Genomic DNA, 15,452 nt, shown 5'->3' on the forward strand with positions numbered 1-15,452 from the left:
AATCGATAACTTTCTGAAAATAAAGAAGTTGTTCCTGTGCGTTTGTAACTATTCATCTCACCTGTGTTTAGTCAGTAAAATACTATAACTATTTGATTAAAAATAAATTAATTTTAGAGGTAACCTAAAAAACTTCAAAAAAAGAAATTATGGTTCATATTACAAATAGGTCCTATGGAGATATTGAGTTTACTCGCATTCATAAATACAGACTTATGAGGATGCTCAAAACGCAATTAAGAGGTCATGTGTGATTTGAACTGAAATACTAAAAAAAGTAGATCACACTATATAACAAACATTGAGAAAACAAGCAAAAACCTCATATATAGCTACTGTATAAACGTATCTAATATTCGTTTTTAACATTTCTTTGATCATTTTTCTTAAATTTAACCTACATTTTACTGTCTTTATTTAATAAAAAAATCACCTTATCATAACATTGGAGTCAACATCTAACGTGTATAACCAAATCTTACGAGTCATTTTTCAGTGCAAAAGCACTCTAAAACAGTTGTTTATTATTTCAAAAAACAAAAGCTCCCCCTAGATTTTTATCCTATCATAAATCCACCATTCTCTCGTCGTGCATGTGAAAATTATATTAAAAATCTTAAAATCATCAAAAATCAGCTTTTCAAATTCTTAAAAATCACACTAATAAACGTTAATGTTTAATTTTTTTGGGGTATATACTTAAAAATACATAAAAATTGTAGAGTATACCCTTTTTTTTATTGGGGTAAAAATGTTTTAGCATAGTTTTACAGCTTCAATTAAAAACAAATTAATACCAATTAATGTTTACTATGAAAACAAAAATCGTAACAAAGCTTTTTAAACAAGCATGTCTTTTTTCTTTAGCTCTTATTAGCTTTACAATTGTAGCACAGGAAGAAGAAAAAAAATGGTTTGACAACTTCTCTGTTAATGGATCTGTAGATGGTTATTTTAGATATAATATTGGAGCTCCAAATAAAGCTTATGATCTTGGACAAGGAGCAGGGGAAGAATTTGCTGCACCAGGAACATCATTTGCTGACAGACCAGGATTTGCCTTGGGGATGGCTAATTTAATATTAGGGTATGAAGGCGAAAAAGTAGGCTTTGTAGCTGATCTGGTATATGGACCAAGAGGAACAGACGCTGTAGGAAATAATTCAGGTTCTGCATCAGCAAGTATTGTAAATCAATTGTATGTATACTGGAATGTAAGCGAAAAAGTTAAACTTACTTTTGGTAACTTTAACACTTATCTTGGATACGAAGTAATTTCACCAACAGGAAACTTTAATTACTCTACCTCTTATATGTTCTCTAATGGTCCTTTTTCTCATACAGGACTAAAGGCTGATTTTGCGATTGATGAAAAATGGTCTGCGATGGTTGCCATTATGAACCCAACTGATCAAACTGATTTTAATCCCAATGACACATATATTATAGGTGCACAAGTAGGATATGCTGCCGATGGTGGTAGTGCTTACCTTAATTTCAGATATGGAAATGAAGGTGATCCGGGGCCTGTTGAGCCTACATTTCAGGTAGATTTAACTACCGGATGGGATTTATCAGAAAAATTCTATTTAGGTTTTAATGGAACATATTTAGATACTGATGGTGATGGATTCTATGCAGCTGCATTCTATCCTCAATTTCAAGCTACCGAAAGCTTTGCTATAGGTCTGAGAGGTGAATATTTTAATGTATTTGTGGATGATGATGCAGTTGATGATGTGGACATTACGGCAATAACTCTTACCGGTAGTTATGATGTTGGAAATTTAACCTTCAAGCCTGAATTTAGAATAGATTCTTCTGATGATGCATTTGTTGATAGTGATTTACAAGCTACAAGCAGTCTTTCTTCTTTTGTTTTGGGAGCGATCTATAAATTTTAAATTACCCAAGTTTTTAATATAATTGTTTGTTTACGTCAAAAAGCGTTCCTTACTAGGGACGCTTTTTTTTATTTATTTTCCTCGTGATTCTTATAGTTCTTAACTCCTGCGGGGATTTCTAAATCCAGGTGATTTTCTTCTGGAGGGATGGGACAAGAGTACCTGCTGCTATAGGCACAATATGGATTGTAGGCAGTATTAAAATCTATCAATATATTGTCTCCTTCGGGAATTGTAAGATCCATAAAACGTCCTCCTTCATAACTGGTTAGCCCATTTGTAAGATCTGTAAATGGCAGAAACAAATAGTTTTCGTATTCTGATTGTGTTTTTAAACCCTGGCTTTGATATATATTCAAAATAAATTCTTTTTCCTGCAATGTAAAGTGTGCTTCTCCATACTTAACATATACAGGTTCTCTTTCTGTAGTTGTTTTCATGATAAAAGGAGTTTCATAAGGTGTCCGGACAAACTTCGCCATAATACTATACGATGTATCAATAGCAAAAAAATCCAATTCCTTAAATTCTTTAAAATCCTTAGATGTCAATGGTGATTTTTCTTCAGAAGCAAATTCCTCATTTAATGTAGACTGAAACACCAATATCTTCTTGATATTAATAGAATCCTGAGCCATCATATTCCCCAAAATGAGAATACATAAAAGTGTTAATCTATGCACTGTCCCTTTTTATTTTTTTGCAAAAGTACAAAGCATTCACAATAAACAAGTTAATATTCTCTAAAATCGTGCTCATTTTTTAGACAAAAGGCTAATTTTATCGGTTATTCAATAATTAACTACCGCAATATTGAAAAAACTACTCCAAAATTATTTTGATACGTTTTCTGGTCTCTCTAAAGAGGTTTGGTGGTTAGCACTAATCACCTTTATTAATCGTATGGGAGCTATGGTAATCCCATTTTTATCTTTATATCTTTCTGATGATTTATGCTTTTCATTGAGTCAGATTGGCTGGATAATGACCAGTTTTGGACTAGGATCATTACTAGGCGCCTGGATCGGAGGTAAACTAAGTGATAAAATAGGCTATTACAAAGTAATTCTGGGATCATTACTCCTTACAGGAGTTTCTTTCTTTATTGTGCAATACTTTACTAGCTTCTGGAGTATCTGTATTAGTTTCTTTGTATTGATTACTATCGCGGATGCTGCACGTCCGGCATTTTTTGTAGCCTTAAGTGCTTATAGTAAACCCGAAAACAAAACCCGTTCTTTGACATTCATTCGATTGGCTATCAATTTGGGATTTGCGATGGGACCTGCTTTGGGCGGTCTCATTATTGCCACTATTGGCTATGCAGGATTGTTCTGGATAGATGGTATTACTTGCCTGGCTGCTGGTTTTATTATGATTAATACATTACACCCAAAAAAGGCAAAAATACTGGATAAGGAAATTGTAGTAGAAAAACCACTTCCGGCATATAGTGATGGTATTTATATTTTATTCCTGATCGCACTTACATTATTCGGTTTTATTTTTGTTCAGTATTTTTCTACAATACCGCTATACTATAAAGAAGTACATTTACTTTCTGAAAAAAATATTGGACTTGTTTTGGCATTAAACGGAGCTTTGATATTTATTTTTGAAATGCCATTAATTGCTTATTTAGAATCGACTTCTTTTTCTAAAATTAAAAAAGTAATGTATGGATTTGTATTGACCGGGATTAGTTTTGCCTTACTTCTTATAACTCCATGGACAGGGATTATAATACTGGGAATGATTGTGGCGACGCTTGGAGAAATGATTTCGTTCCCTTTTGGGAATGCTTTTGCATTAGAAAGATCAAAAAAAGGGAAGCAGGGAGCGTATATGGGATTGTACAGCATGTCTTTTTCTGTAGCTCACATTCTGGGACATAACGCTGGTATGCAATTCATTAATGCTTATGGCTATAAAAATAGCTGGATATTTATGTGCGTAATTGCGGCTCTTGGTACTTTTTTATTGTTTATTGTCAAACAAAAGCTTACTAAAGAGACTCTAACACTTCAATTAAAAACTCCTTAATATACCATCATTATGAGACTTATATTTTTTACTCTTTTCCTTACAGCACTTTATAGTTGTAGCACAGAAAAAAAAGAAAAGCCCGTCAAAAAATCTGAAACAAAAACAGAACTAACTGAAGAAAAAAAGATCTTTCCTACCTTACCTACGGATCGATATAATGTTGCTTTTTTAATTATGGATGGTAGTTATAATACAGAATTCACTGCTCCGTTTGATATTTTTCAACATACACAATACAGAGAAAATATCAAACAAATGAATGTTTTTACTGTTGCCAATACAGATGCGCCTATCACCACTTTTGAAGGAATAAAAATTATTCCGGATTTTAATTATGTAAAAGATTCTTTGCCAAAAATTGATATTCTTGTCATACCAAGTGCAGAACATCATTTGGATACAGATCTGAATGATGTAGCTATGATTAATTTTGTAAAGGAAATAGATAAAAATGCGACTTATATGACTTCTCATTGTGATGGAGCGTTTGTTTTAGCAAAAGCTGGGCTATTAAACAATGTGACTTCTACAACATTTCCCAGTGATATAGATACAATGCGCAAGATGTTTCCTGATCTTGATATTAGAAAAAATGTGCTATTTGTACATGATAAGAAATATCTTACTTCTGCAGGAGGTGCTAAAAGCTTTGAAGCGGCCTTATATTTATGCGAACATCTATATGGAGCAGAAATTGCAAAATCGCTTGCCAAAGGACTTGTTATTGATTGGAAATTAGACGAAGTGCCACATTTGATTATCTCAAAATAACAATAATATAAAAGCGCTCCTGTTGGGGAACGCTTTCAGATTTTAGGGCTAATTATGTACTCTCTTTAGCTTCAAGACTTAGGTTCTTTTAGACTAATGTCCTCACACTTAACTGACCCTGACGTATCCAAATTAATATTTTAAATCCATATCGTCATACAGCTTAAAATGTTAATTCTGGCCAATACGTCATAGTGTTTTTATGTTGATATAAATATAATATAAATAAATTGTGAAAACAAAAATTTTAACGTTTAAAAACATAAAAAATCGATTAAAAGCACAATATCTTTCTTTTATTAAAAAAAATAAAGGATTATAACTACATTTATTTTGATTAAACAAAGTGCTAATTTCTCCTTTATATCCTTTTCAGCTCTAAAAAAAATCAGCTCTTAAAACGAGAAAAGTGACCTTGGATAAGGTCACTTTTATTCTGGATAAATTATGCACTCTCTTTAGTTATTAGATTTGGGGTCTTCTTACTAATGTCCTCACACTTAATTTACCCTTACAATGTATTCCAAACTAACACTATAACTTTATTTCTTTATAACTTCTTAAAAATATTGATCTTAAGAATATATTTGCTTTTTTATTCTGAAGTAAAGATATAAGAATCAAATACAAAAAACGACAACTAGCAATATAGTTATTAACAAAATATCGATTAAATGTAAAAAAATAAGATTAAGTGCGTTTTCATTCAATAACTAATCAATAAGAATGGTATTTGGATGTACCCAGATATTTTTTGACTAATGCATTATATTCTCTGGATATTTTTAGTGCAAGTGTTCCTTCTATTGTATATAACCCTTCTATATCTTTATATCCATTCTGGAGCATTTTTTCTAAATAAAAAAGCGCTGTTTGTTTATCCTGATCAATAGAACTTAAATACATTATAGCTTTATAGGAATCAAAATCCTGAGGATCTATTATTGTACTGAGAACATTTAGAAATATTTTTTTATCGATTACTTTCTCCTTTTTGGTCGTTGATTTAATTTTATACTGAGAAATCAAATCTTTTAAGTATCCCAATATTCTTATCGCCATATTACTTGAATGCCGTTCTCTGGTTGCTATCAATTTATTGAGTTCTTCAACTCTATATTGCCACCAACCCAGATTTTCATATTGTTTGAATTCTACATCTTCTTCTAATGACATAAGCAATGTTGCTTGTAAGAATATTTCCTGATTATTATATCTGGACTTAAGCCTTTTTAGTTTTTTATAGTCACTTACTTTTCTAATTCGCTTTTGTTGTTCTTTTAGTGTGTCTATCTCAAAAAATAAATGATACCAGCTTCTCATTCTTTTTAGCTCGTCATATGCTTTTATGAAAGATTTTTTTTCTATTAATAAATTTACCTCATTCTGCTGTTTCTGATACTGCTTCTGCACCCAAACAGAGTCTACGGCAATCTTACCTTTCAGCATGTCCTGTAAAGTAAAAGAAGTCAGTACTTTCTGCAATAGATCTTCTGGAGGTAATTTCTCTTGATCATTATCATAAACATAAACATCAGAAGTAATTGCTTTTCTTTTTAAATACCTTTTTATATTTATAAAATCCTGATATCTAAAGTTTTTATCACTTATGACTCCTGCATATGAAAAATTTTTTTTCACCTCTATAGATTCACTATAATAATAACTGTTATTCATAGCTATGACGCCATTAAACTCTCTATAAATTAATGGTATCAAACTGTTAAGAGGTGCATCTTCACCATTCCCAAAAACGTATACTCTTCTGTCATGAATAGGTAATAGGGATAAAATATGATTTGTAAAAAAAGCTACATAATTGGTTTTATCTTGTATTGTTTTTAGGTTTTCAGAAAAATTAGACACTACAATTACATATCCTAACGCCTCTGCTGCCTGACTAAAAAGTGCTGTTAAATTCCTGGTATTTCCCGTAGAATCAAATCCCAGAAGTACAGGCCATTGTTTGGTAAGATCAAAGGATGTAGGCAGATAGATACTGTAATGACTTCCTTCTTTTGTAGGGACACCTAGAGAATTTATGACAATTCCTTTCTGTAATTTTAACTCATCTTGACTAAAAGAACATGTTACTACACATAAAAATATAAAAAAAAGACTTTTTTTCGGTACATACCACTTCACAGCAAATAATTTAAGTTATAAACTCATCCTGAATACTACTCTACCTGCAAACCATACCCAATTATTGCTTACAACCATTACCCGAGATGAAATTCTATAGATACCACAAAAAAAATGCCAACTACACCATAACTACAGGCACTTATTAAAATCGTGCTTCATTAGATACCAATACTTCCTAATTCTACACCCTCAGAATAAGCAACTTTAATATTATTTTCGCTAAAAGCTCTTTTTATTTCCTGATGCGCCATAAAAGTTACATACCAGAAATCATCTGGTTTTACGTAAGGTCTGACGGCTATCAAAACATTATGTGAATCAAAATTTTCAATACCTATCTCTGGCTTTGGGGTATCTAATATTTTTTCTATTGGTGCCAATGTCTCTTCTATAATCTTCCTTACTTTAGGAAAATCCTCATTATATGGCATGCTTACGTTTATTTCTAATCTAATTAATCCTTTCTTAGAATAATTGGCGACTACATCATCCGTAACTTTAGAATTAGGAATGATCAAACTTTTACTCCCAGGAGTAACGACTAAAGTATTAAAAATCCCTATCTCCTTTACTTTACCAAAAGATTCTGCTACCTGAATCCAATCACCCACCTGATAAGGTTTCAGAAACATAATCAGTATCCCTGAAGCAAAATTACCCAAACTACCTTGCAAAGACATACCGATTGCAAAACTTATTGCCGCCAGAATTGCTACCAGTCCAGAAAGATCAGCTCCTAATATGGATACAATTATAAATAAGACTGCTATCTTTAGTATTACTGATAATATAGAAATAAGAAAGGGGCGCATCGTATCCGAAATATGCATTCGCTTAAGCGCAGCATCTACAAGTTTTACAATCTTATTTATAATTTTAAAACCTATCCACAATACTAAAACTGCACCTATAATTCTTGGGGCAAAAAAGACTACCGTATCGATCGCTATCTCTAAGTAATCATATAACTTCTCCATAATACCAATTTGAAATACTAAAAATAGAAAAAATATATAGAACTCCTCTTAAGTTCTGCCTTTTGCTATAGAAGTGATTTAAACTTTTTTTAATTCGTTATAGAAATGTTATTTTTTGCCACAATCAAAAAGTCTAAATCACTTCATAACTTATAACTGAGAAGCTCTGTTTTTTTCAGTAGGACTACCAGTCCTTATTAAAATCACCTATCAAAATTCACTCTTTTTCGTTGATACTTTAAAATAAACTACGGATAAGTCCGCGAGGTATTTATAAGAAAAAATAATTCGATTTCGAGGCAAGCTTCAGAGTATTTAAATCTCGATTATCGAGTAGAAAGAGGCTGAATAGGATTATGATTTACGATTTTGTTTCAACAAAAAAACGCTCAAAAGTATGTTTTTTGAACGTTTTTTAAATTTCCCCCGCACTCTCTTTAGTTTTGTAACTAATGTCCTCGTGCGGGAAACAACTAACCATTTTATTAATATCAAACCTTGTGCCAAAACTTCCTATCTCAACAAATTAAATAATCACCGAGGCAGAGTCATCGGGGTATTCAAAGGAAAAAAGTTTATTTTTTAGTTTTATGAAAACCTCAGGTTTTCAAACTTTCCTATTGAACACCCTTACTTTTGTTAATTTCTTTTTTATAGCGTTTCAACTCTACTGAAACTTTTGGAGCCAGCAAAAACAGTCCAATCATATTTGGTACAAGCATCGCAAAAATCATAGCATCAGAAAAATCTGTTACTGCATTTAGACTGGCCGCTGCTCCTATAATGACACAGATGCAAAACAGGCTTTTATAGATATAGGCTACATACTTTTTTCTTCCGAATAAATAGGACCACGCCTGATATCCATAATATGACCAGGAAATCATGGATGAAAAAGCAAAAAGTATTACTGCTAAGCTTAGCACATAGGGAAACCAGGAAATACCACTCCCCAAAGCATTTGCAGTGAGTAATACTCCTTGTTCATCTGATATCTGAGCACCTATTTCTATTTGTCCAGTGATAATCAGCACGAATGCTGTCATTGTACATATCACTACAGTATCAATAAATGGCTCTAATAAGGCTACTAAGCCTTCACTAGCTGCATATTTGGTTTTTACGGCTGCATGTGCGATCGAAGCTGACCCTATTCCTGCCTCATTAGAAAAGGCTGCTCGTCTAAATCCCTGAATCATCACACCAATCATTCCTCCCGTTATTCCTTCTCCGCTAAAAGCTCCATCAAAAATTGCTAGTACTGCTTCTGGAATCACTTTATAATTAATTGTGATCACAGTTATAACCGCTACTACATATACAATCACCATTGCTGGTACAATCTTATCAGTAACTTTTGCTATTTTTTTGATTCCTCCAATAATTACGATAGCCACAAAAATTGCCATTACCAAGCCAAACAACCAACCTTTTCCATACATAAAACTATTTTCTGCACCAGTCACATGTTCAAATAGTTTAAATGCCTGATTCACCTGAAACATATTTCCGCCTCCAAAAGAACCACCTACACACATTATAGCAAAAATGATTGCTAATACTTTACCGATACTTCCTTGACCTTTCTCTTTTAATCCTTTGCTCAAATAATACATGGGACCTCCATATACTGTCCCGTTTTCGTCAATTTCTCTATAGGCGACACCTAGTGTACACTCTACAAACTTAGACGCCATGCCTAACAAGCCTACCAAAATCATCCAAAATGTAGCGCCCGCTCCACCGATCGATAATGCGATGGCAACTCCGGCAATATTTCCTAAACCTACCGTTGCAGATAGCGCAGCTGTTAGAGCCTGAAAATGATTCACTTCTCCATTTCCACTTTCTACTCGTATCATATCCGGCTGATCTCCATCTATTGTATGTATGGTCTGTGAGTCTTCTATTTTATCAGATGCTTCCAGCATATCATAGTCTCCTCTGATAATCAGAATAGAGGTTAAGAAATTCTTGAAGTTAATTCCTTTAAAATATATGGTGAAATAAGTAGCTCCCAATAATAATACGATTAATACCCACGGAATCCCAACCTGAGCACTTATCGGAATTTCTGCAAAAATTGCATCTACAAACCAATTAGTTGCATTTTTGAATGTTTCATTGATCCGCTCATCCAAGGTTTTCTGATAAATTTCCTGAGCTGTCGTATGGATACAACTCATAAACATAGCAGATACTACTATTATTTTCTTCATCTCTTATCTATTATGATTTTAAGACGAAGATTTGAGAAAAAGAAATATTACAAAAGCTTACGTACTGATGATTTTTTTGATCTAGTATGGTTAAGCATATACTTAATCAGAATCAGTACCCTGAATACTAGCATATTGTAACAATTGATTAGTTTTTGCAAATGCTATCAATTGTTCTTTGCCATCTGTTCCGCTAATTTTAAGCACCTTTTTTATTTGATAGATATGAGTCTGAAACCCATCCACACTAATATTCATCGCTTCAGCAATTTCTGTATATGATTTATAAGCTCCACACATTCCCAAATTACCCAAGACTTCCTTTTGTCGTTCGGATAATACTATTCTGGATGATTCTTCTAATGAACTAATTTTAATATTACTTTCTCTTAAGCGTTGTTGTAACGATGAAATGGTATACAGATGGCTCTCGTTTGTCGTGATAAGTTTTTTTTGACTATCCAGCAATTGCTGCTTTTCTTTTATAAGTAATTCCAACTCACCTTGCGTCAATTCCTTTTCTGAAAGAAATTTCCAGCTATATAACAAAATAGAGAACAATAAAATGAATAAAAACTTAAATGATACCCCGGTAATCCCTCCAAATAAACTCCAGAACTCTTGATCTATAAATTCTAAAGCTTTATCCTGAGGTATGATTCTATAGGTGACAGCAATTACTATAAGAATAAATAGAATAAAACAAGGAAACACCATAAATTTCATCTTTCGGTTTGCAAAAGCTTTAATAAGCTCATTGAGCAATGCAAATGCGACTATCAAAGAAATTGGAATATCTATAAGCCAAATAAAATTATTACTAATCTCAGTATTATTATATGATGTAACTATAAAAACGAAAGTAATCATCACCAAAATACCACTAAAAAGAGTTACAAATTCTTTCTCAGAAAAACGCTGTACCAATCTTACTACAATATTCCGTTCCTTATGATGCTCAATTGATGGTAATGATAGTAATATACTCAGAGAGTTTGCTAATGAGATCAACACACCCAGGTAGATAACAATTTTATCGGTTGTTTTTATACTAGCTAATTCTATTAAAATTATATGTATCAATGCTCCAAATCCCCATAAGAATATTGCAAAACCAAACCACTTAATTCCGTGGATTGATATTGCTGACTGCCCCTTTGATTTCTCTTTATAATAAATTCGTTGAATTACAAAGGCTGTAAGTAAGCATACTATTGCGGTAACATAATTTTCTAAAGTAACATACATAAATTCAATACTGCGATACGTTTTATTTTATCAATTCTGTTCTATTCAGAATCGGGTTGTTCTCTACTACATTAGATAAAATAATATGCGTTTTGGCTTCTCCATAGGTTATTAGTCTATCTATAAAACTCTGGAGATGCACCTGATCTTCCAGAACAACTTCCATGATAATATTTTCATTTCCTGTGATCCTATAACAATTAAGCACTTCATTAAATGTAGAGATTTTTGATAAAAAAGGTTTTAATCGCCCCATAAACGCTCGTATCGTTATAATTGCTTTTAATTGATACCCTGTTTTAGCATAAGAAACTTTAGTTGTATATCCTTCTATAATACCATAATCTTCCATCTTTTTTATGCGTTCTGCTACTGCAGGAGAACTTAAACCAACTTTTCTTCCTATCTCTGCATTCGATAATCTTGCATTTTGCTGTAAACATTCTAATATAGACCAACTTAAGCTATCTACCTTCATTTATTCTTAAATTTTTAATTATACATTAAATATTAAACCTAAACTTATTTTCTGCTTTAAAAACTAAAGATAATAATTAAATCTTGTATGTAAATTTGAGCAGTCATATTATTTAGATTTTTCCATGCCAAAACCACCGATATATTCTGCTTCTTCTCAATCACTTTTGATTGAAAACCCGGCATATAAAAAGGCGTTGGAAATTTTTAAAATTAGCAGAGGTATTGCCAGACATTCTACAGACAATAAAGATATATTACAAATGAGTTCTTCTAATGAGTTGTCTGATTTGTTTTCTGTAAAAATTGTTATGCATTCATTACAGCTTATTGAGCAAATCGGTCTTTTGAAAAATGATAGAGGAAATTCTAAATATCTTCGACACATAGAATACAGTATTAGTTCTCTAAAAATGTATTGCGAAAAATTTGAACTACACACGTCTATGGATCGTGATATTATTTCACTCTTAAAAACAGAGATTGAAACGCTTAAAGAATTATTTTGGCGCTGGGCTCTTTCTTCCGAATAATGTGATTTTAAACAAAAAAACTGGATCTCGATACTATTACATTAGATTTCTAAAAATCATCCTATCAGATATTTTTTTTCAATCAAACTTCTATATCGGTATACCCATTTATTTTATACCAATTTAGGTTTGTAATGTCGTATCGAAGGCAATGTTATTTTTTTATCTAAAAACGATGTGGTTATATTGCATAGCCTTCGCTATGGAATGTAAGAACAAGGCATTTAGAGGAAAAAAGAACGAGACGATATGTGACATTACAAACCTAAATTGGTATTACTTATTGCCCTTGTAAAAATGCTTTTTCTTCCTCTGTTAAAACAATTGAATTTGTATTGACTTGCTCAGAGGGTTCTGTTTTATAAATCGTATTATCTAGACTAATCAAACCACGAGTATCCATTTCTTTAAGCTTTGTTTCTTTTAATACAAAAAGATTATTTTCTATTCAGATATTATATAACATTTTATCATACATCAAATTAATCTTAGAACCTATAGTGAATGCTTTTAAGCTATATTTTCCATCAGTTTTTTTATTAAAATGATATGTAACAAATTGATTTTCTATTTTGTATCTATATTTTTTATCCTCTGTATTCTTCGCATTGTTTTTATGATTATTTTGTAGTTCTATATCTCTACTAAATTCGATAATTGCTTTTGTTTTTTTATCAAAAACAACGCTTCCCAGCACTCTGCTTTTCTGCTCATTTGTGTTTTTCCAAGCTGTTTTAAAAGAAACTACCAGAATATCTGACGTTGATTCTTCTATAGTTTCTTCGACATCTCCAGAATAGTTGAGAAAATTATCTATAATCATATCCAAATAAGAATTATATAGCAAATCTTTGGTGATTACCATTCCGGCCTCCTGGGAATCAGATATATTTTTTCCAGGAATAGCTACCTGTATTGGTAGATTTTTTTGATGACTGATCGTACCTAATTTCAATTTAATAATTTGATCCAACGCTCTTTTTTTACAGGCTGCATCTTTTGTCCACATTTTTAGATCAGTAACGATTAATCGATATAATTTTTCATTGATGACTAGCGTACTCTTAAAAGAACATTCTTTTTCTGTTGCATAATCCAAATATAAATCATCAAAATTATCCAACACATAGTGTAATTCTTTTTTTAAATCAAAGGCATTTACAACCTTTTCCTGAACGCTAAAATCTTTAGGACTTAACTTAATAGTATCTAACGTTGTTATTTTTTCCGGATCAATATCTACTTCTTTATAACCAACATGGGCTATTTTAAGATCTTCCTTTTTATAAGGAATCGTAACAACTCCATCTTTATTGGTAAAACTACCTTCTTCACTAAGTGGATAAAATAGATAATACGATTTATAACTAAAAATTTCGCATATTCATCGTTTCTTTTTCCTTTCTACTTCGTTTAAAAAATAAACCGTAGCTATAGCTATGCTTGATTTTTTTGCCTTGCATAAAGAAAAAATAATTCAATGAATTTATACGAATTTTTTAATCACAAATCGTATAAACCCCTTCTATAGGTTCCGTCGTTGATGCATCTATAACAATAATTTTCTTAGATTGAGAAGTACATACATATATTGAAGTAATTATAAAAAAAACAGGTGGATAGGTTTTCAAAAAGAGCATTACTATTAGTTTTACTGTGCTATTAGTAACGTTAAAAAACTAACTAAAATATAGGGAATTTATATTATTTGTATTTTTTACCATGTTTTATAATAATATTCACATTTTGTAACAAACTAATATGCCTCAGCACATCTCCTTTTACAGCAATGATATCTGCATACTTACCTTCTGTCACTGTTCCTACCTCATCTGCAACACCCATCCACAACGAAGGCCAATAGGTGGCAGCTCTGATCGCATACATGGGGTCAATCCCAAATTCATTTACCCAAACATCTAATTCATTCCAAGTAGATTGGCTATGAAATTTCATAGGAATTCCGCTGTCTGTTCCGATCATTAACACAACACCTGCCTCTATTAGTTGTTTTATTTTAGTTTCCAAAGTGGGTTTTCGTATAGGTGTTAACTGAAAATAAGGTAAACGATCTTTATGGCGAAAACTGTTCTTAATATCTGTAATTATAGTATCATGTAACCCTCTGTGCCAGGAATCATTATCCAGATGTTCGCCGTGATCCCTTACATATTCATAATTATATAAACCTTCTACAGTAGGGCACCAGAATAGTGGTCCCAGATTCATTTGTGCAGTGCGCTCTTTTATCGCTTGCATTACATCATCCGGATATTTTGGTGCAGATGATAATCCTGTATGCTCAAAACAATCTACATTTGCCCGAAGTCCGGCTCTTATTTCCTGAGGGCGATGCCCATGCGCTACTACTTTTAGATTATACTTATGTGCAGTATCTACCACAGCTTGTAATTCTGCTGTACTCATCTGATCCTGATCAATTAGTTTTATACAATCCACACCAGCATCTGCTAATTTCTTGATCTTCTTTTTAGCATCTTCTATTCCATTGATTCCCCAACGAAAAGCCTCCGTTCCTGGATAGGTTTTTTTTTGAATAAATGGTCCGGAAACATATAGGGTAGCTCCAGGAATTTCTCCTTTATTAATACGATCTCTTACAGAAATACTTTCTTTAAGAGGGCCTCCCAGATCCCTCGCACTGGTAACTCCAGCCATTAATAATTGTTCTGCAGAAGAGGGCATAATCACATTTTCTAATAATGGCGGATATGTTTTGTCCCAATATGAATAATCTGCGTGCCCATTAATCATAGTATGCACATGCATATCCCAAAGCCCTGGAAGTACAGACATCCCCTCTGTAGAAATCACCTCTGCATTGGGTGGCACTTTTAATGTTTCTATGGTACCAACTGCTTTGATTTTTTCGTTTTCAATTAGAATCACGCTATTTTTTATAGGGGCAGCACCAAAACCGTCTATAAGTGTTCCTCCTACCAAAGCTTTTATCGAATTCTGTTGAGCAAAAGCACTACTATAAACCAGTAGTATAAAAAGTATTCTTTCCATGATGAGTTGTGTTTCTCTAAAGATAGAAAAACTATAAGGAATGAAAAATTATATCCTCTTACACAATTTGTCATTTCTTACACCTCATTTTCTTTG

At 32.3% G+C, this 15,452-nt stretch carries 13 protein-coding genes; 4 read left to right on the forward strand and 9 right to left on the reverse strand.

Annotated elements, in window-relative coordinates:
• Positions 1–812 precede the first annotated feature (812 nt).
• The gene (locus F0000_RS09270; RefSeq protein WP_149624443.1) at positions 813–1,904 is read left to right on the forward strand and encodes a porin; all 1,092 of its coding nucleotides are present in this window, start codon (positions 813–815) and stop codon (positions 1,902–1,904) included.
• Positions 1,905–1,972: 68 nt separating this feature from the next.
• On the opposite strand, the gene F0000_RS09275 is transcribed toward F0000_RS09270, so the two are convergent.
• Positions 1,973–2,587 carry a DUF1684 domain-containing protein gene (locus F0000_RS09275; RefSeq protein WP_255452684.1) on the reverse strand — a complete coding sequence of 205 codons (615 nt, stop codon included), beginning with the start codon at positions 2,585–2,587 and terminating at the stop codon, positions 1,973–1,975.
• A gap of 130 nt (positions 2,588–2,717) precedes the next feature.
• Here F0000_RS09275 and F0000_RS09280 point away from each other — a divergent pair, with 130 nt between their 5' ends.
• Positions 2,718–3,947: an MFS transporter gene (locus F0000_RS09280; protein ID WP_149624444.1), complete on the forward strand. Its 1,230-nt coding sequence runs from the start codon at positions 2,718–2,720 to the stop codon at positions 3,945–3,947.
• A 12-nt stretch (positions 3,948–3,959) separates the two neighbouring features.
• Entirely contained in the window at positions 3,960–4,721 is a 762-nt protein-coding gene (locus F0000_RS09285) for a DJ-1/PfpI family protein (RefSeq protein WP_149624445.1), read from the forward strand.
• A gap of 717 nt (positions 4,722–5,438) precedes the next feature.
• On the opposite strand, the gene F0000_RS09290 is transcribed toward F0000_RS09285, so the two are convergent.
• The 5 genes from F0000_RS09290 to F0000_RS09310 form a co-directional block, all read right to left on the reverse strand.
• Positions 5,439–6,866, reverse strand: coding sequence for a hypothetical protein (locus tag F0000_RS09290; protein WP_149624446.1), 1,428 nt, complete (start codon positions 6,864–6,866; stop codon positions 5,439–5,441).
• 161 nt (positions 6,867–7,027) lie between these two features.
• Positions 7,028–7,846 (reverse strand): mechanosensitive ion channel family protein, encoded by an 819-nt coding sequence (locus F0000_RS09295; RefSeq protein WP_149624447.1) that lies wholly within the window; start codon positions 7,844–7,846, stop codon positions 7,028–7,030.
• Positions 7,847–8,463: 617 nt separating this feature from the next.
• Positions 8,464–10,065 carry a sodium:alanine symporter family protein gene (locus F0000_RS09300; RefSeq protein ID WP_149624448.1) on the reverse strand — a complete coding sequence of 534 codons (1,602 nt, stop codon included), beginning with the start codon at positions 10,063–10,065 and terminating at the stop codon, positions 8,464–8,466.
• Between the two features lie 102 nt (positions 10,066–10,167).
• Entirely contained in the window at positions 10,168–11,313 is a 1,146-nt protein-coding gene (locus F0000_RS09305; protein ID WP_149624449.1) for a hypothetical protein, read from the reverse strand.
• Between the two features lie 22 nt (positions 11,314–11,335).
• On the reverse strand, positions 11,336–11,791 hold the full coding sequence (locus F0000_RS09310) for an Lrp/AsnC family transcriptional regulator (RefSeq protein WP_149624450.1): 456 nt from the start codon (positions 11,789–11,791) through the stop codon (positions 11,336–11,338).
• 124 nt (positions 11,792–11,915) lie between these two features.
• On the opposite strand from F0000_RS09310, the gene F0000_RS09315 reads away from it, so the two are divergent.
• Complete coding sequence (locus tag F0000_RS09315) at positions 11,916–12,323, forward strand: hypothetical protein (RefSeq protein ID WP_149624451.1); 408 nt, start codon at positions 11,916–11,918, stop codon at positions 12,321–12,323.
• Between the two features lie 280 nt (positions 12,324–12,603).
• Here F0000_RS09315 and F0000_RS28255 read toward each other — a convergent pair whose 3' ends face one another.
• The 3 genes from F0000_RS28255 to F0000_RS09325 all read right to left on the reverse strand — a co-directional run bounded on the left by F0000_RS28255 (position 12,604) and on the right by F0000_RS09325 (position 15,356).
• Positions 12,604–12,726, reverse strand: coding sequence for a hypothetical protein (locus F0000_RS28255; protein ID WP_255452685.1), 123 nt, complete (start codon positions 12,724–12,726; stop codon positions 12,604–12,606).
• Positions 12,727–12,771: 45 nt separating this feature from the next.
• A complete protein-coding gene (locus F0000_RS09320) occupies positions 12,772–13,449 on the reverse strand; it encodes a hypothetical protein (protein WP_149624452.1) in 678 nt (225 codons plus the stop codon).
• A 578-nt stretch (positions 13,450–14,027) separates the two neighbouring features.
• Positions 14,028–15,356 (reverse strand): amidohydrolase family protein, encoded by a 1,329-nt coding sequence (locus F0000_RS09325; protein WP_149624453.1) that lies wholly within the window; start codon positions 15,354–15,356, stop codon positions 14,028–14,030.
• Positions 15,357–15,452 lie beyond the last annotated feature (96 nt).

Source organism: Aquimarina sp. RZ0 (genome assembly GCF_008370685.1).
Classification (GTDB): Bacteria; Bacteroidota; Bacteroidia; order Flavobacteriales; family Flavobacteriaceae; genus Aquimarina.